Annotated in this window: 15 protein-coding genes; 8 read left to right on the forward strand and 7 right to left on the reverse strand. The window is 70.9% G+C overall.

Features of this window, described 5'->3' with window-relative positions:
* Positions 1-73: 73 nt before the first annotated feature.
* Together AC5WRT_RS10060 and AC5WRT_RS10065 are read right to left on the reverse strand one after the other, a co-directional pair.
* Entirely contained in the window at positions 74-553 is a 480-nt protein-coding gene (locus AC5WRT_RS10060) for an anthrone oxygenase family protein (RefSeq protein WP_496092658.1), read from the reverse strand.
* A gap of 195 nt (positions 554-748) precedes the next feature.
* Positions 749-1444 carry a DUF2293 domain-containing protein gene (locus AC5WRT_RS10065; RefSeq protein ID WP_496092615.1) on the reverse strand — a complete coding sequence of 232 codons (696 nt, stop codon included), beginning with the start codon at positions 1442-1444 and terminating at the stop codon, positions 749-751.
* A gap of 185 nt (positions 1445-1629) precedes the next feature.
* On the opposite strand from AC5WRT_RS10065, the gene AC5WRT_RS10070 reads away from it, so the two are divergent.
* On the forward strand, positions 1630-2262 hold the full coding sequence (locus AC5WRT_RS10070) for a nucleoside/nucleotide kinase family protein (RefSeq protein ID WP_496092616.1): 633 nt from the start codon (positions 1630-1632) through the stop codon (positions 2260-2262).
* Between the two features lie 36 nt (positions 2263-2298).
* Here AC5WRT_RS10070 and corA read toward each other — a convergent pair whose 3' ends face one another.
* Positions 2299-3426 (reverse strand): magnesium/cobalt transporter CorA, encoded by a 1128-nt coding sequence (gene corA, locus AC5WRT_RS10075; protein WP_496092617.1) that lies wholly within the window; start codon positions 3424-3426, stop codon positions 2299-2301.
* A 218-nt stretch (positions 3427-3644) separates the two neighbouring features.
* Here corA and AC5WRT_RS10080 point away from each other — a divergent pair, with 218 nt between their 5' ends.
* Positions 3645-4439, forward strand: coding sequence for a methyltransferase (locus tag AC5WRT_RS10080; protein ID WP_496092618.1), 795 nt, complete (start codon positions 3645-3647; stop codon positions 4437-4439).
* A 679-nt stretch (positions 4440-5118) separates the two neighbouring features.
* Here AC5WRT_RS10080 and AC5WRT_RS10085 read toward each other — a convergent pair.
* Entirely contained in the window at positions 5119-6042 is a 924-nt protein-coding gene (locus tag AC5WRT_RS10085; protein ID WP_496092619.1) for a carbohydrate kinase family protein, read from the reverse strand.
* Positions 6039-6947, reverse strand: a complete 909-nt coding sequence (locus AC5WRT_RS10090) for a pseudouridine-5'-phosphate glycosidase (RefSeq protein WP_496092620.1) — start codon at positions 6945-6947, stop codon at positions 6039-6041. The genes AC5WRT_RS10085 and AC5WRT_RS10090 overlap by 4 nt, the downstream gene beginning before the upstream one ends.
* Before the next feature lie 107 nt (positions 6948-7054).
* Here AC5WRT_RS10090 and AC5WRT_RS10095 point away from each other — a divergent pair, with 107 nt between their 5' ends.
* Entirely contained in the window at positions 7055-7486 is a 432-nt protein-coding gene (locus AC5WRT_RS10095) for a VOC family protein (RefSeq protein ID WP_496092621.1), read from the forward strand.
* Between the two features lie 74 nt (positions 7487-7560).
* Here the strand turns inward: AC5WRT_RS10095 and AC5WRT_RS10100 are convergent, their stop codons facing one another.
* Positions 7561-8115, reverse strand: a complete 555-nt coding sequence (locus AC5WRT_RS10100; protein ID WP_496092622.1) for a methylated-DNA--[protein]-cysteine S-methyltransferase — start codon at positions 8113-8115, stop codon at positions 7561-7563.
* 41 nt (positions 8116-8156) lie between these two features.
* On the reverse strand, positions 8157-9026 hold the full coding sequence (locus tag AC5WRT_RS10105; RefSeq protein WP_496100131.1) for a glycerophosphodiester phosphodiesterase: 870 nt from the start codon (positions 9024-9026) through the stop codon (positions 8157-8159).
* 279 nt (positions 9027-9305) lie between these two features.
* Between AC5WRT_RS10105 and AC5WRT_RS10110 the strand changes: the two genes are divergently transcribed.
* From AC5WRT_RS10110 to AC5WRT_RS10130, 5 genes are all read left to right on the forward strand, one after another.
* Positions 9306-10172, forward strand: coding sequence for an MHYT domain-containing protein (locus tag AC5WRT_RS10110; protein ID WP_496092624.1), 867 nt, complete (start codon positions 9306-9308; stop codon positions 10170-10172).
* 40 nt (positions 10173-10212) lie between these two features.
* Positions 10213-12360: an excinuclease ABC subunit UvrB gene (gene uvrB, locus AC5WRT_RS10115; protein WP_496092625.1), complete on the forward strand. Its 2148-nt coding sequence runs from the start codon at positions 10213-10215 to the stop codon at positions 12358-12360.
* Positions 12361-12516: 156 nt separating this feature from the next.
* On the forward strand, positions 12517-13095 hold the full coding sequence (locus AC5WRT_RS10120; protein WP_496092626.1) for a TerD family protein: 579 nt from the start codon (positions 12517-12519) through the stop codon (positions 13093-13095).
* Between the two features lie 56 nt (positions 13096-13151).
* Entirely contained in the window at positions 13152-15158 is a 2007-nt protein-coding gene (locus AC5WRT_RS10125) for a TerD family protein (protein ID WP_496092627.1), read from the forward strand.
* A 222-nt stretch (positions 15159-15380) separates the two neighbouring features.
* The gene (locus tag AC5WRT_RS10130) at positions 15381-16382 is read left to right on the forward strand and encodes a TerC family protein (protein ID WP_496092628.1); all 1002 of its coding nucleotides are present in this window, start codon (positions 15381-15383) and stop codon (positions 16380-16382) included.
* Positions 16383-16524 lie beyond the last annotated feature (142 nt).

Below are 16524 nucleotides of genomic sequence, written 5' to 3' on the forward strand. Positions count from 1 at the left end.
CGCAGAGTGGCTGACAGCGCTTACTGCCGGGTATGCCAGGGGCGGGGCGGGTGCGGGGACGCGTACCCGGCGGTCAGGCGAGGGCCAGCACGTAGACCAGGGCGGCTGCCGCGGAGGCGACCGTACGGACGTGGTTCCAGAACGTCCACTCCCGCACGTACGCCGGCCAGTACACGGCGGCCTCCGGCGCGCCCGGGGTCAGCCCTGCCAGCCGCTCGTTGCGCGGGACGCCGGCGACGATCGTCAGCACGAACGCGCCGAAGAGATACAGCGCGCTGCCCAGCAGCAGTTCGATCTTCCCGTCCTCCGGCCACACCACGAACGTCACCACAGCGATCATCGCGCTCAGCACCGCCGAGCCCGTGAACACCGTCATGAAGGCGGGCCGTACCGCGGCGGCGTTGATCGCGTTCATCGCGGCGACGCCCTGCGCGGGCGGCAGCGCGGCGAGCCCCCGCATCACAAAGACCGAGAAGGCACAGAACACCCCGGCCATCAGCCCGGTGCCGAGAATCCCCACCACGACCAGCACGAAGAACGGCCCGTCGATCATCTCCACGCCCCATCCTGTCTCGTCCCGCCGAGCGTCACCATCACATCTGGTGAGTGCCCGGGAACGGGTCCCGCCACGGCCCAGGAACGCGTCGGCGTACGCGAGCGTCCCTGCCCTCGTCTCCTTCTCCTGCGACTGTCTCCTTCTCCCGCAGCCAAGGTCCGTCCTCTTCCTCGGCCGGTGTGCGCTCGCTTCTCAGCCGACGTCCGCACCGGCGTTCTGCCAGGCCCGCAGCACGCTGTCCACCGCCGGGGCGACCCGCCGCCGTGCCTCGTACCGTGGTACCCCGCTCATCAGCAGATGGTCGTACGACGTGTCCACGTGCCGTACGGCCGCCACGACCGCCGAAACTACCGCTCCCTCCGAGAGCGCCCGCCCGGCCGCGCTGCGTCCGACCCGCCCGCTGCCCCGAACGGACGCGTGTGCCGCGACGGCCCGCGCGCGATCGGCGGGGCAGCCGGGAAACAGCCGCAGGATCTCGGCCGCGAACGCTCCCGCGAACCGTTCGTCCTCCAACGCCCGGCGCCGGGCGTCCCGTGCCCGTCGCCTGCGCCGCGCCTCCGCGTCCCTCAGACAGCGGGCCTCGGCCCTGGCCAGCGCCGCCTCCTCCACGAGCACACCCTGCCGCTCGTAACGGCTCTTGCGTCGGTTGAACCGGACCACCACGACCGACAGCCCGCTCTCCTCCCGCGACCTGCGGGTCAGCGCGGTGTCCCCGCGCGGCAGGAACACCAGGTGCCCGAGATCGGCGCAGTGCAGGCAGCGCGGAGCCCCGTCCTCCAGCACGAGCAGCGACAGCGGACCGCGCCGGCAAGCGGCACACCGCTTGCGCTTCTGCGCCTGGACGACGACAAGCCGGCCGGACGAACGGGGAGTCGGGGAATGCGCCATACGCGGTACTTTCCCCGCCGCCGCCCGCCTCTCCCGCACCGCGCCGACTCCTTCCTCACCGCTGCCTGCCCACGCACGGAGTCCTCGTTCCTGCCCCTCTGTCTCCTCCCACTTGTCGTCCCCGTTCCCGGGGGTCACCGGCAGCCGGCGTCACCTCATTTCCCCTCGCCCGGCATCATGGCCCTGTGCGACTCGAAGCGATCACCTGGGACCGGCTGGCGGAGTTGCTCGCCGATCGGCTGGCAGGGCTGGATCCGGCCGACGGGAGCGTCTGGCCGCGCGTCGGCTTCGACGGGGCCCCGGCGGCCCGGCCCGGCGACCTCGCCGAGCGGGTCGGGGAGGCCCTGCGGGTGCGGGGCCGGCCCTCCCTCGTGGTCGGCGCCGAGGGCTTTCTGCGTCCCGCCTCACTACGCCTGGAGCACGGGCGCCGTGACGCGGAGTCGTACTACGGCGGATGGTTCGACACCGGCGCCCTGTGGCGCGAGGTCTTCGGCCCACTCGACCCCGGCGGCAGTGGACGCGTCCTGCCCGACCTGTGGGATCCGGCCACCGACCGGGCCACCCGCAGCCCCTATGTCCAACTCCCGCCCGGCGGGATCCTGTTGCTTCATGGCCCCCTCCTGCTGCGGCACTGGTTCCCCTTCGACCTGACCGTGCACCTCCTTCTCTCGCCGGGCGCCCTGCGCCGCCGTACCCCCGAGGCCGATCACTGGACGCTCCCCGCCTTCGAGCGCTACGAAGCCGAGACCGACCCCGCCGACACGGCCGATGTGCTGGTCCGCGCCGACGACCCACGTCATCCCGCCTGGAGCGGTTGATCGAACGGCCCGGCAGGAGATGCCGGGCCCGGTGGCTCAGAGCCAGCCGTTGCGTCGGAAGCCCCGGTACAGCGCCAGGCACGCCACCGCCATGACGGCCATGACCAGGGGATAACCGAACCGCCAGTGCAACTCCGGCATGTGGTCGAAGTTCATGCCGTACACCCCGCACACCATCGTCGGCACGGCGATCACCGCGGCCCAGGCCGTGATCTTCCGCATGTCCTCGTTCTGCGCGACGGTCACCTGCGCGAGGTGGGCCTGCAGGATCGAGTTGAGCAGTTCGTCGAACGCGGCGATCTGTTCCTTGGCCCGTATCAGATGGTCGAGCACGTCACGGAAGTAGGCCTGTATCTCGGGGGCGACGACCCGTATGGGACGGGTGGCCAGGTCCTCCACCGGGCGGCCGAGCGGCACCACCGCCCGCTTCAGCTCCAGCAGTTCACGCTTCATCTGGTAGATGCGGCCGGGGTCGAGCCGTGCGCCGTTCTCCGAGAACACCTCCGTCTCGACCTGGTCGATGTCGGCCTGCACCGCGTCGGTGACGCTCAGGTAGTCGTCCACGACGTGGTCGGCTATCGCGTGCAACACCGCCGCCGGTCCCTTGGCGAGCTGATGCGGATGCGCCTCCAGCTCCTCGCGCAGCGGTCCCAGCGAGCCGTGCCGGCCGTGCCGCACCGTGATGACGAAGTCCTCACCGACGAACACCATGATCTCTCCGGTGTCGACCACCTCGCTGGTCGCCGTCAGTTGTTCGTGCTCCACGTAGCAGACGGTCTTGAACACCGCGAAGAGCGTGTCGCCGTAATGCTCCAGCTTCGGACGCTGATGGGCCTCGACCGCGTCCTCCACCGCCAGCGGATGCAGGTCGAACAGCTCCGCGATGCCTGCGAACTCACGGTCCGTCGGCTCGTGCAGCCCGAGCCAGACGAAGCCCTCGCCGGTCTTGCGTACCATACGCACGGCATCGACCAGGTCCGTGCACTGCGGCACGCGTACGCCGTCCTGGTACGTGACGCAGTTGACCACCGACGAGCCGAGCGGTGACCTGGCGGGATGACTCAGGTCCACGCGTGGCCGCCGCCGGGCCAGCCGTGCCACCTTGCGCAGGCCGCCGACCCTGCTCAGCCCCGTGACCTTCCGGAGATTCCCCGCCATGGACATCTGGATCTCCTCGTCTGGATCTCCTTGCGCGACGCTTTCGCGCCTTGCCCGGCAAGTCTGCCAGCCGAGGGCAAGCCGTGGGCAAGCCTGTGGGAACAGGATATTCCGCTTGGTTCCCGCCTGTGGACGCAGCGGTGGTGTGCGAACGGGCCACCAGGTGTGGGAGAAAGCCGGTGCGTGGGTGAGGCACAGGTTCGTGGATGGCGCATGATCGAGGCATGACCTCATCCGACGGGTACCTCCTGGACAACCGGCAGAACGAGGCCGGAGAGCGCTTCGACGCGTTCGCCACTCTCTTCGACCCCACGACCTTCCGGCACATCGAGGCGTTCGGCATCCGGCCCGGCTGGCGCTGCTGGGAGGTCGGCGCCGGCGGCACTTCCGTGGTGTCCTGGCTCGCGGAGCAGGTCGGCCCCACCGGCAAGGTCGTCGCAACCGACATCGACACCTCCCGGCTCCACTGCGCGTCCCGCCCTCCGGTGGAGGTCCGCGTGCACGACGTGGGCGCCGACGAACCGCCGGGCGAGGGTTTCGACCTGGTCCACGCCCGGCTCGTCCTCGTCCATGTACCGGACCGGGAAAGGGCGTTGCAGTCCATGATCCAGGCCCTGCGGCCCGGCGGTCGGCTGCTGGTCGAGGACGCCGACCCCGCACTCCAGCCCTTGACCTGCCCCGACGAGTACGGCCCCGAGCAGCGGCTCGCCAACCGGCTGCGCCAGGGCTTCCGCAAGCTGCTCGCCGAACGGGGCGCCGATCTCTCGTACGGTCGCAGACTCCCGCGTCTGCTCCGGGAATCCGGGCTGCGCGAGGTTCAGGCCGAGGCGTTCTTCCCGGTGACGTCACCTGCCTGCACCGCTCTCGAAGCCGCGACGGTCCGCCAGATCCGGGACCGGCTCGTCACGGCGGGGCTCGCGACCGACGAGGAGATCGACCAGCACCTGGCCAACGTCGAGGCCGGCGGCATGGACCTGGCCACCGCGCCGATGATCTCCGCGTGGGGGAGTAAGGACTAGGACAACCTGTCTGACCATTCGCGTCGTTGCCCGAAAGGCGGCCGCGGCGTCAGGTGCGTGCTCCCGGCATGCCGGCCCCCAGGCCCCTCGTACCGGACGTACCTGGGCATGGGGCCGGTGCGGCGAGTGGGGGCACCTCCCACGCCCTTGAGGCAGTGGGGGAGCGTGCACGGCGTCGCGCGGCGGACGGGAATGGTCGGACAGGCGCCGGAGGAAGGAAGGACCGGCCGGGCGCCGCCACGCCGACGCTCGTACCACCGCGGCCACGTCCGGCGCCGGTGTTGCGCGACACAGCGCGCACCGAGCCGCCGCTGCTGTTGCCTTCACGGCCGTCGGCGAGGCGCGTCGAGGGCGGCCGGGCATCGCCCCCGGATGCCGTGGTGGGGCTGAGCGCCTCCCGGGATGGGTCCAAGCCGCCCCGGGAGGCAGCGGTGGGTACAGGTGCCGCCCCGAGAAGGTTGCAGCGGTGGGTTTCAAGGTGTCGCGCCCGACCATCCGGCCCGGCAGTGCCGGGTGCCGGGTGCCGGGTGCCGGGTGCCGGGTGCCGGGTGCCGGTTCGCGGTGCTGCGGTGGGCCCGGGGATCGCGCCGGGATGCAGAGGGAGGATCCACGCGTTGCACGTGAGGCAACGGCCGAGGGCGGCATCGCCTTGGGCCTCGTCCCGGGACGCGGGGAGGGATCAACCGTCGCTCTGCGGATGCGGTGGTCTGCCGCCCAATCGTTCCACCGCCCTTGCACCCGCCCGGCAGCCGTGTGCCGCCGCCTCCTCGGGAGCCGCGCCCGCGAGCAGGGCGGCGAGGAACGCGCCGGTGAAGGCGTCACCCGCGCCCGTGGTGTCCTGGGGGACCGCCGGCGTCGCGGCGACCCGGGTCGGCGTGCCGCCGGAACGGACGACCAGCGCGCCGTCCGCCCCGGCCTTGACCACCACCAGCGGAACGAGACGGCTCAGCTTGACCGCCGCGTCCACCGGATCCGGCAGCCCCGTCAGCAGGCACGCCTCGTCGCGGCTGGGCAGCAGTACGTCCAGCTCCTCCGCGAACTCCAGGAAGCGGTCCACCCCCAGCCGTACGAGGAAGCCCGCCGACGCCGGATCCAGGCTGACCGGTACGCCACGCGCGTGTGCCGCGGCGAGTGCCGTCCGCGCCAGCTCCCGGCTCGGCTCCGTGAACAGCAGATAGCCGGACAGGTGCAGCCGGGCCACTCCGTCGAGCAACGCGTCCGACCAGTCGGCGGGTTCGAGCCGCAGCGACGCCCCGCTGTCCGTGAGGAACGTGCGCTCTGCCGCCGCGCCCGCGTCGACGAGGCAGATCACCGTCGCGGTGGCCGCCGCCTGATCGATGACCAGCCGCGGCCGCACCCCGGCGGCGACCAGCTCACGCTCGTGCCACGCGGCCGACTCCCCGCCCACCCGCCCGAGCAGCCGTACATCCGCACGGCCCGCATGCGCGGCCCAGCACGCCACGTTGGCGCCCGCGCCGCCCGGCAGCGCCCGGATCACGGCGGCGGTGTCGGTGCCGGCCGCGAGGGGCCCGTGGTGCCGGGCGACCACGTCCGTGACCACGTCACCGACCACCAGCAGGGCCCCGCCCCGGCCCGCGGTCACGCCCGGGTCCACGCCGCTGCGATCCGTGCCGCCAGCCGTACGTTGCCGCGCACGGCCGCAAGGTTGGCGCTCAGGGACGCGCCCTCGGTGTGCCGGACCAGGTGGTCCAGCAGGAACGGGGTCACGGCCTGACCGGTCACGCCCTGGTCCGCGCAGGCGCGCAGCGCGTCGGCCAGCACACGCGCGTGCAGGTCGGGATCGAGCTGCTCCGCCTCGGGGACGGGGTTGGCGACGATCAGTGCGGAGTGCGGCGTGTCCAGCGCGTCCTGGGCCCGCATGACGTCCGCGACCTGCTCCGGCGTGTCCAGCGTCCAGTCGACCGGATGCCCCGAATCGGACAGGTAGAAGCCGGGGAAACGGTCGGTGCCGTAGCCGGCGACGGCCACGCCCAGCGTCTCCAGCCGCTGCAGGGTCGCCGGGACGTCCAGGATCGACTTCACGCCCGCGCAGACCACCGTGATCCGGGTGCCTGCCAGCAGACGCAGGTCGGCCGACTCGTCCTGGGTCACCGTCCACTCCCGGTGCACCCCGCCCAGCCCGCCGGTGGCGAACACGCGGATGCCCGCGAGTGCGGACAGCTGCGCCGTCGCCGACACCGTGGTCGCCCCGCTCGCCCCCGTCGCCACGGCGAGCGGCAGATCGCGGTGGCCGAGCTTGCGGATGCCGTCCTCGCTCGCGACCCGCTCCAGCTGCTCCTTGTCCACGCCGACCCGGGGGCGGCCGTCGAGCACGGCTACGGTCGCGGGTACGGCACCCTCCCGGCGTACCGCGTCCTCGAGCTCCATCGCCACCCGAAGGTTGCGCGGGCGGGGCAGGCCGTGCGCGATGATCGTGGACTCCAGGGCCACCACCGGCCGCCGGGCATCGATCGCTTCCCGGACCTCTTCCGACACCATGAGCACCATGCGCACCGCCTCCTGTCCGCCGGGTACCGGCCTTTCCCCATCTCTGGCGGGCGCCGACCGTCGCTAAACGCTTGCGGCCTGTGGGGGACGCCACCAATCTGGGGCGCATGACGAACACCAGCATGCGTCTCGACCACGTCGTCCTGTGGGTGGCCGATCCGGTCGCCGCGGCCGGCTTCTACGAGACGGCCGTGGGCCTGGAACCGATCAAGGTCGCGGAGTTCGCCGAGGGCAAGGCGGCTTTCCCGTCCGTACGGGTCAACGAGGAAACCATTCTGGACCTCGCCCCGCTCACCTTCGCCACGTGCATGAAGATGCTCCCCGGGGCGGTCGAGAGCGCGGGCCACCCCGTCAACCACATCTGCCTGTCCCTGCCGGCCGACGCCTTCGACGCCCTCCGCGCCCGCCTGGAGGAGCACGGAGTCGCCGTGTCGGACATCGACCGCGACCTGTCCGGCGCCCGCGGCAACGCCACGCGCAGCTTCTACTTCCGCGACCCGGACGGCAACGTCTTCGAGGTACGGCACTACGACGCGTAGCGGGACCGGCCGGAGACGAGTGGTCATGGCCGACGGGCCGGCCGGGCCGCTCGTCGAGGCATGACCGGGCCGGGTCAGAACAGCGGCTCGGGCAGCACTCCCTCCAGGGCGAGCAGCTTCCGCTTGGTCTCCAGCCCGCCCCCGAAGCCGCCGATACCGCCGTCGCTCTCCACCACCCGGTGACACGGCACCACCACCGGCAGCGGATTGGCGCCCATCGCCGCGCCGACCGCCTGCGCACCGCCCGGCTGCCCGACCCGCCCTGCGAGGTCGCCGTACCCCACCACCGTGCCGTACGGCACACCGGCCGCCAGCTCGCGCAGCACGTGCCGGTTGAAGCCGGAGATCAGCGACCAGTCCAGCGGCAGGTCGAAGTCGTGCCGCTCACCCGCGAAGTACCCCCGCAGCTGGCGTATCGCCTCCGCCAGCACCGGCGCACCGGGATCCTCGACGGGAGCGGTGCCCAGCCGGGCCGCCAGCCGCTCAAGGGCACGGTCCCGCACCGCTTCTGTGGCGTGGAAGACGACGTTGACCAGGCCGTCACGGGTCGCCGCCAGCATCAGCGGCCCGATGGCGGAGCCGATCACGGCCCACACGACCTGCTGTTCATCCTGCCCATGGCTGTCCATGCGCCCACGGTACGGCCCGCCACCGACAACGACTGCCACGCTCAGTACGAGCCGAGTGCCGCCCGCACCATGTCCGGCTTGTTGGTGATGATCCCGTCGACGCCGTAGCCGGCGACCTTGCGCGCGGTGACCGCGTCGTTCACCGTCCAGGCGAACACCCTCAGCGGCCTGCCGTGCGGCCCGCGCACAGCGTGTGCGGCGGCGACGTACTTCTGGGAAAGCGATCCGTACGACGGGTTGACGAGATCGGTGAAGCGCGCGTACTGCTGCAGTCGCGCCACAGTGGGAGACCCGAGGAGCGCGGTGGTGATCGCGGGCTTCAGCTCGTGCACCGTGCGGATGCTGCCGGCGCTGAAGCTCTGGACGATCAGCCGGTTCAGGTGCTTGTGGTCCAGCCAGCCCTCGTTGCCGAGGAGCTTCAAGGTCTGCTGCTCGATGCCGGGATAGAGCTCCGGGTTCTTGATCTCCAGGAGCAGTTTCTCGTGGTTGTGCTCGATGCGGCGCATGTACTGCTTCAGCGTCGGCACGCGCGTACCCGCGTACGCGGGGGAGAACCAGCTGCCCGCGTCCAGCCGGGCGATCTCGGCCGCGGTGAAGTCCTTCACCTTCCACGGTGCCCGGCGGGGGAAGACCTTCTCGACGTTCGTGGTGCGTCGCAGGCTGTCGTCGTGGATGACGACCAGCTCGCCGTCCTTGGTGCGCTGGACGTCGTTCTCGACCCAGGCGAAGCCCAGCTGTGCGGCCTTGTCGATCGAGGCCAGGGTGTTCTCGGGAGCGTAGGCGGAGGCACCTCGGTGGGCGATCACCGTGGGCGCGCCGACGTCACGCGCCCGGGCGTCGGAGGTGGTGTTCAGCAGGGCCCCCGCCCCCAGGACCGCGGCGACGGCGGCGGCAACTACGCGCGCGTGCATGCAGACTCCTCGCATCGAGCGAATACGGACGGCAACCAGCCTGACAGCAGACGGCTCCCGGCACCCGTGCGCACGACGGCCAAGGCGGAATGATCTGTCCCAAGTCCGCACACGGGTGCCGCACAACTGAGGCAAGGCCGTGTTTCTTTGCCGGAAAATCGTTCGACCATTCCGGTGGGGGTCATACTCTCTGCGACAACCCTGACCGCCCCGGCGGTCCTGGGCCCGGGGACAATTTCGAGGATTCAGGGACGCAAGAGGGCGGAAGGGCAGCCGCGGATGCAAGGCACGGTCGACGGATTCAGCTACGGGGCCGTCACTCCAGTGGTGGCTTATCTGATGGCCTGCCTCGGTGGCGCCCTCGGCCTGCGCTGCACGACCCGGTCCTTGCTGGTCAGACACTCCCGGCGGCCCGGCTGGCTGGCCCTCGGCTCTGCCGCGATCGGCTCCGGCATCTGGACCATGCACTTCGTCGCCATGATGGGCTTCGCCATCAAGGAGACGCCGATCCACTACGACAAGCCGATCACCTACGCGAGTCTCGGCCTCGCCATCGTCATGGTGGGAGTCGGGATCTTCATCGTCGGCTACCGGGGCGCCACCGGCACCGCCCTGTTCACCGGCGGCACGATCACCGGTCTGGGCGTCGCCTCGATGCACTACCTCGGCATGGCGGGTGCGCGCTTCCACGGGCGGTTCACCTACAACACGCTCACCGTCGCCGCCTCCGTGGTCATAGCGGTCGTGGCCGCCACCGCCGCCCTGTGGGCCGCCGGGCGCGTGCGCGGCTTCATGTGGAGCGTCGGGGCGAGCCTCGTGATGGGGCTCGCCGTCAGCGGCATGCACTACACGGGCATGGCCGCCCTCGGCGTCCACCTCGACGGCACCTCCCACACGGGGGGAGGCGCGCCCGAGCCGTCGGTGCTCGCGCCGATGCTGATCGGCCCGCTCGCCTTCCTGCTCCTCGCGGGCGTCGTGGTGATCTTCGACCCGCTGACGGTCACCGGCCGGACCGTCCCCGGACCCGTCGAGCACCAACCGGGAGTCCCGGCCGCCGCCGTCGCCTCCCACCCGCCCCGCCGCCCCCTCGTGCACGGCGAGCACCGGCCCGAGCAGCATGCCTCCCGGACCCCGCAGAACCGCTGATCCGGACCCGTTGTCAGTGCGGCGTCGTACGGTTGATGGCATGCGGCCCGTTTCCCACATCGAACGCACGGTGGCGCCCTTCGAGGTCGTCAGCTCCTATCAGCCCAGCGGCGACCAGCCGACAGCCATCGCCGAGCTGGCCAAGCGCATCGAGGCCGGTGAGAAGGACGTCGTCCTGCTGGGCGCGACCGGCACCGGCAAGTCCGCCACCACGGCGTGGATGATCGAGAAGCTCCAGCGCCCCACGCTCGTGATGGCGCCGAACAAGACGCTGGCCGCCCAGCTGGCCAACGAGTTCCGCGAGCTGCTGCCGAACAACGCCGTCGAATACTTCGTCTCGTACTACGACTACTACCAGCCCGAGGCCTACGTCCCGCAGTCGGACACCTACATCGAGAAGGACTCCTCGATCAACGAGGAGGTCGAGCGGCTGCGCCACTCGGCCACGAACTCGCTGCTCACCCGCCGTGACGTCGTCGTGGTGGCCTCGGTGTCCTGCATCTACGGCCTCGGTACCCCGCAGGAGTACGTGGACCGGATGGTCCCTCTGAGAGTCGGCGACGAGATCGACCGGGACGACCTGCTGCGCCGCTTCGTCGACATCCAGTACACCCGCAACGACATGGCCTTCACCCGCGGCACCTTCCGGGTCCGCGGCGACACCATCGAGATCTTCCCGGTCTACGAGGAGCTGGCCGTCCGCATCGAGATGTTCGGCGACGAGATCGAGGCGCTGTCCACACTGCACCCGATCACCGGCGAGATCATCAGCGACGACCAGCAGCTGTACGTCTTCCCCGCCTCCCACTACATCGCCGGTCCCGAGCGCATGGAGCGGGCCGTCAACGACATCGAGAAGGAGCTGGGGGAGCGCCTGGCCGAGCTGGAGAAGCAGGGCAAGCTCCTGGAGGCCCAGCGGCTGCGGATGCGTACCACGTACGACATCGAGATGCTCCGCCAGATCGGCACCTGCTCCGGCGTGGAGAACTACTCGATGCACTTCGACGGCCGCCTGCCCGGCTCCCCGCCCAACACCCTGCTGGACTACTTCCCGGACGACTTCGTGCTCGTCATCGACGAGTCGCACGTCACCGTTCCGCAGATCGGCGCCATGTACGAGGGCGACGCCTCGCGCAAGCGCACCCTGGTGGAGCACGGCTTCCGCCTGCCCTCCGCGCTGGACAACCGCCCCCTGAAGTGGGAGGAGTTCCAGGAGCGCATCGGCCAGACCGTGTATCTGTCGGCCACCCCGGGCCCGTACGAGCTGTCGCGCTCCGACGGCGTCGTCGAGCAGATCATCCGCCCGACCGGCCTGGTCGACCCCGAGGTCGTCGTCAAGCCCACCGAGGGCCAGATCGACGACCTGGTGCACGAGATCCGCAAGCGCACCGAGAAGGACGAGCGCGTCCTCGTCACCACGCTCACCAAGAAGATGGCCGAGGACCTCACCGACTACTTCCTCGAGCTCGGCATCCAGGTGCGCTATCTGCACAGTGACGTCGACACGCTGCGCCGCGTGGAGCTGCTGCGCGAGCTGCGCTCCGGCGAGTTCGACGTCCTGGTCGGCATCAACCTGCTCCGTGAGGGCCTCGACCTGCCCGAGGTGTCCCTGGTGGCGATCCTGGACGCCGACAAGGAGGGCTTCCTGCGCTCGGGGACCTCGCTGATCCAGACCATCGGCCGTGCGGCACGCAACGTCTCCGGCCAGGTCCACATGTACGCCGACAAGATCACCCCGGCGATGGAGAAGGCCATCGAGGAGACCAACCGCCGCCGGGAGAAGCAGGTCGCCTACAACAAGGCCAAGGGCATCGACCCGCAGCCGCTGCGCAAGAAGATCAACGACATCGTCGCGCAGATCGCCCGCGAGGACGTCGACACCGAGCAGCTCCTCGGCACGGGCTACCGCAAGTCCAAGGACGGCAAGGGTGCCAAGGCACCCGTCCCGGCGCTGGGCGACAAGACGGCCAAGGGCGCGAAGGCCGGCAGGGCCGCCAAGGGCAGGGCGGTGGCCACGGTCCCCACGGATCGCCCGGCAGCGGAACTCGCCGAGCAGATCGAGGAGATGACCGAGCGCATGCGCGCCGCCGCCGCGGAGCTGCAGTTCGAGATCGCGGCCCGACTGCGCGACGAGGTGTCCGAGATGAAGAAGGAGTTGCGCCAGATGCGGGAGGCCGGCCTCGCCTGAGCCTCGCCACCCGGCCGGACCTCGGCATACGCGCCAAGTGTTGCAACACCGACACAAAGCGCCGACCGGGGTTCGGCACTGTCAGTGCCCCTGCGTAGGGTTCTTGGCAACCGCGCGGTGCGCGGCAACAGGGGGCCTTCGAGAGGGGATTCAGCGGTGTCCGTCAACTTGAGCAAGGGTCAGGCCATCAGCCTGGAGAAGAAGGACGGGGGCACCCTGACCGCGGTCCGTATGGGGCTCGGCTGGCAAGCGGCGAAGCGGCGCGGTCTGTTCGGCTCCCGCACGCGCGAGATCGACCTGGACGCCTCGGCCGTCCTGTTCGCCGAGGCCCAGCCGGTCGATGTGGTCTTCTTCCGCCACCTGGTGAGCGACGACGGCTCCGTCCGTCACACCGGCGACAACCTCGTCGGCGGCGCCGGACAGGGTGGTGACGACGAGGCGATCCTCGTGGACCTGCAGCGTGTTCCGGTCCACGTCGACCAGATCGTCTTCACCGTGAACTCCTTCACGGGCCAGACCTTCCAGGAGGTGCAGAACGCCTTCTGCCGCCTCGTGGACGAGACCAACGGCCAGGAACTCGCCCGCTACACGCTGGACGGCGGCGGCGACTACACCGCCCAGATCATGGCGAAGGTGCACCGCGCGGGCTCCGGTTGGACGATGACCGCCCTGGGCACCCCGGCCTATGGCCGTACGTTCCAGGACCTGATGCCGACGATCCAGCAGCACCTGTAGGACCGCCCGCTCGACCGGCGGGGCGCAGGGCAGCACGACCAACGGACGGGGGCGGCATGACGGCCGAGCTGGTGCGGGGGCAGAACCACCCGCTGTCCCAGGACCGGCTGACGATCCGGATCTCGGCCGGGGTGCCGGTCCTGGCCGGAGCCACGCTCAGCGACGAGAACGGCATGGTGCACGGCCCCCAGTGGGTCGCTCACCCCGGATCCCCCACTCTGCCCGGCGTGGAGGTGCCCCGGCAGGCCGCCATCGAACACCGGCTGAGCGTCGACCTGGGCGCCCTGCCCGAGGCCGTGCACCGCGTCGACGTCTTCGTCGCCCTGCCCACCGGGGTGGGGGCGCCGCTCCGCTTCGGTGTGGTGGCCGCCCCGCACACCACGGTCGAGGCCCCCGACGGCACCGGACTCGCCGGCTACACCCTGACCGGCCTCGACAGCGAGACGGCTGTGCACGCCCTGGAGCTGTACCGCAGACAGGGTGCCTGGAAGGTGCGCGCGGTGGGCCAGGGCTATGCGGCCGGACTCGCGGCACTCCTCGCCGACCGGGGGCTGCAGGCGGCCGCCGACCTCGCGGCCGCCGTCCAGGAGGCGGCGGCCCGCGCCCGGTCCGGCACCTCGCCGGCACCGTCCTCCGTCCCGCCCCCGCGCGAATCGTCACCGCACGGGGCGGCAGCCTCCGCCGCGCTCCTCGCCCCGGCTCCGGGACCGAACGACACCCCGGCGCCCCAGCCGCAGGACGTGTCCGGCCCGGCACCCTCGCACACCCCGCAGCAGCCGGACCCGGCGCCGTCGTACGAGACGCGGAACCCCCGTGACGCCCGGACATCCGGCGCCGCCCCACGAGATCCAGGCGCCAGGGTCGACTACACGCACCCCGGCCGCCGCCCGCACGGCGCACCACCCGCAGAGCCTCGGGCCTCAGACGACCGGCCCGCGCAGCCCGTCGCCGGGGACGCCGTGGGCTGGTCGATGGAGGAGCGGCTCTACAACCAGGTGTGGGGCATGTTCGAGGATCTGGCCCGTACGACCGCCGCCTACCGCAGCGCTGTCGACTTCGCCGACTCGCGCCTGGAGAGGGAACTCGACCGGGCCCTGACCGACCCGCGCGGCCGGCTCGGCGCCGCGGGCGACGCCGCACGTGAGGCCGCCCATGCCCGCCGGACGCAGTTGGTGGACCAGGCGCGCACCGTCCTCGACCGCGACCTCGCCCAGCTCACCGCCGAGTCCGAGGTGGTCGAGCCCGCGCTCCCGCCCGCCTACGCCCGCTGGGACAACCCCGTCTGGCACGGCTACCGCGTGCCCACCGAGCCGCCGATGGCCCTGCGCCTCGGCGACCTCCGTCTGCCCGAGAGCGGGCAGCTGAGCATCCCCCTGCTGGTCAGACTTCCGCTGGAAAGCGGCCTGTGGGTCGACAGCGGCCCGGCGGCGGCATCCGACGAATTCCCCGACCCCGCCCAGCTGCGGCACCTTGCCCTGGAGGCTGCGGCGGCGCTCGCGGCGCGGCTGCTCGCCGTGCATCCTGCGGGGGACTTCGCCGTGCAGATCATCGACCCGGCGGGCGCGGGGGCCGCGGCGTTCGACCCGCTCGCCCGGACCGGCGTGCTCGCCGCCCCTGCCGCGAGCGGCGCGGTCGGGGTGACGCAGACGCTGGAGCGGCTCACCCGACAGGTCGACCTGGTACAGATGGCCGTGCGCGGCGGCGCCCCCGAGTCGCTGCCTGCCGATGTCGACGCCGCGCGTCAGCTGCTGATCGTCAACGACTTCCCGTACGGCTTCGACGACCGGGCGGTGACCTGGCTGCGCTATCTCGCGGACGAGGGACCGGACGTCGGTGTCCACCTGCTGCTGGTGGCCGACCGCGAGGCTGCCGCCGACTACGACCCTCTGCTCGATCCGCTGTGGCGTTCGCTGATGCGACTCACCCCCGTGCCCGACGACCACTTCACCGACCCCTGGGTGGGGCACGCCTGGACCTACGAACCTTCGCTGGTGCCGGCCGGCAGCCAGGTCGTGGAACAGGTCCTCACCGAGGTGGCCAGAGCGCGGATCAAGTACAGGTAAAGGTGCTCGACCTGGCAGCTTGGTCATTCTTTTGCATTTCTCTTTACCTTTCCTTGGTGATTGGGGTACCGTTTTCCGTACGGAGGGGAGTACTCCCTGACAGCGGCGCACCCGTCAGCACGGACCGTTTCCGGTTCCGGGGCGCCGGCCCGACGCGGGCGGAAGAGACCTCCGGCAGCGACGACGCTGACATGTTTGCCGTTACGTAATGCCGGAGGTGCAGTGGAAGTCTCCGTGACCCTGTGGGTCCTGACCATCGTGGGCCTCGCCGCCCTGATCGCGCTCGATTTCCTCATCGGGCGCAAGCCCCATGAGGTGTCGGTCAGGGAAGCCGGTACCTGGACCGTCGTGTGGATCACCCTGGCCGGGCTGTTCGGCCTCGGTCTCCTCCTCTTCGGTGGCGGACAGCCGGCCGGCGAGTTCTTCGCAGGGTTCATCACAGAGAAGTCGCTCAGTGTCGACAACCTCTTCGTCTTCGTCCTGATCATGGCGAAGTTCGCCGTGCCCGCCCGGTACCAGCAGCGGGTCCTCCTCGTCGGTGTGCTCATGGCCCTCCTCCTGCGGGCTGCCTTCATAGCGGCGGGGGCCGCGATCCTCGCCAGCTTCTCCTGGGTGTTCTACCTCTTCGGCGCCTTCCTGATCTGGACCGCCTGGAAGCTGATCCAGGAGACCCGCGCGGACGAGGAGGACCAGGAGTACGAGGAGAACAAGGTGCTGAAGGCTGCGGAGCGCAGGTTCGGCGTGGCCGACCGGTACCACGGCACCAAGCTGTGGATCCAGGAGAACGGCAAGCGGGTCATGACCCCGATGCTGGTCGTGATGCTCGCCATCGGTACCACGGACGTCCTGTTCGCCCTGGACTCCATACCGGCGATCTTCGGCCTGACCCAGGACCCGTACATCGTCTTCACCGCCAACGCCTTCGCCCTCATGGGTCTGCGGCAGCTGTACTTCCTCATCGGCGGCCTGCTCAAGAAGCTGGTCCACCTCTCGTACGGCCTGTCGGTCGTCCTCGGCTTCATCGGAGTCAAGTTGGTGCTGCACGCGCTGCACGAATCCGGCGTCCACGTCCCGGAGATCAGCATCCCGGTCTCGCTCGGCGTGATCTGCGCGGTCCTGGTCGTCACGACCGTCACCAGCCTGATGGCCGGCAGGAAACAGGCGGCCGTCGAGGCGGCGCACACCGAAGGCGAAGCGACCGCGAAGCACAGCGTCGACGCCTGACCGAGCCCGGGGCGGGTACGGCCGGGCCGGGAGCGGGACTGCACAGCGGTCACCCCCGACGGCGCCGACCGAATCACGGCGGAAAGGACGAGAAGTATCCGGAAGGGGTGGAATGCGAAACCCGCACGGCTCTGCGAATATC

It is taken from the genome of Streptomyces sp. NTD91 (assembly GCF_059510455.1).

Excerpts from the sequence above, each read along its gene's own strand:
- uvrB (WP_496092625.1), top strand. The coding sequence starts at position 10,213 with ATGCGGCCCGTTTCCCACATCGAACGCACGGTGGCGCCCTTCGAGGTC.
- AC5WRT_RS10110 (WP_496092624.1), top strand. The coding sequence starts at position 9,306 with ATGCAAGGCACGGTCGACGGATTCAGCTACGGGGCCGTCACTCCAGTG.
- AC5WRT_RS10095 (WP_496092621.1), top strand. The coding sequence starts at position 7,055 with ATGACGAACACCAGCATGCGTCTCGACCACGTCGTCCTGTGGGTGGCC.
- AC5WRT_RS10100 (WP_496092622.1), bottom strand. The coding sequence starts at position 8,115 with ATGGACAGCCATGGGCAGGATGAACAGCAGGTCGTGTGGGCCGTGATC.
- AC5WRT_RS10090 (WP_496092620.1), bottom strand. The coding sequence starts at position 6,947 with ATGGTGCTCATGGTGTCGGAAGAGGTCCGGGAAGCGATCGATGCCCGG.
- AC5WRT_RS10125 (WP_496092627.1), top strand. The coding sequence starts at position 13,152 with ATGACGGCCGAGCTGGTGCGGGGGCAGAACCACCCGCTGTCCCAGGAC.
- AC5WRT_RS10060 (WP_496092658.1), bottom strand. The coding sequence starts at position 553 with ATGATCGACGGGCCGTTCTTCGTGCTGGTCGTGGTGGGGATTCTCGGC.
- AC5WRT_RS10065 (WP_496092615.1), bottom strand. The coding sequence starts at position 1,444 with ATGGCGCATTCCCCGACTCCCCGTTCGTCCGGCCGGCTTGTCGTCGTC.
- AC5WRT_RS10080 (WP_496092618.1), top strand. The coding sequence starts at position 3,645 with ATGACCTCATCCGACGGGTACCTCCTGGACAACCGGCAGAACGAGGCC.
- corA (WP_496092617.1), bottom strand. The coding sequence starts at position 3,426 with ATGTCCATGGCGGGGAATCTCCGGAAGGTCACGGGGCTGAGCAGGGTC.
- AC5WRT_RS10105 (WP_496100131.1), bottom strand. The coding sequence starts at position 9,026 with ATGCACGCGCGCGTAGTTGCCGCCGCCGTCGCCGCGGTCCTGGGGGCG.